1 pseudogene is annotated in these 374 nt (G+C 56.1%); it reads right to left on the reverse strand.

From position 1 onward, the window contains the following. Positions 1 to 369 (reverse strand): annotated as a pseudogene (locus tag ACT3UA_RS19000) (IS3-like element ISAar44 family transposase); the annotation flags it as partial. Between the last annotated feature and the right edge of the window lie 5 nt (positions 370 to 374).

A 374-nucleotide genomic window follows, 5' to 3' on the forward strand; every position in this document is an offset into this window, starting at 1 on the left:
AGTGGTCGCTAGTTTCGCGTCGCGGGCAGCGAGTTCTTTCTTCAGTCGTGCGATTTCTGCTTGTTCTTTGGTGAGTTTGCTCTTCGTAGTTCGTGGCGTTCCGCACTGGCCTGTGGTGGCGTGCTCGTCGAGGATCCCTGCGTTGCGGAGTTTGCGCCATTCAGCAATGTGGGAGGAGTAGATCCCGTTGGCGCGTAGGTAGCTGCCGCCTTCACTTGTTTGGATGGCTTGCTCATAGCCTTCAAGATAGGCAAGTTTCTGAGCAGGGCTGATGGTACGGCGTCGGGGCTGGTCCGAGCGTGGAGAAGAATCCATGATTCTATTCTCGGACACATCAGGGGCTGGTTGCTTCAAGGTGGTGATGCTCATGGTGC

The organism is Glutamicibacter sp. 363 (genome assembly GCF_052379505.1).
GTDB lineage: Bacteria > Actinomycetota > Actinomycetes > Actinomycetales > Micrococcaceae > Glutamicibacter.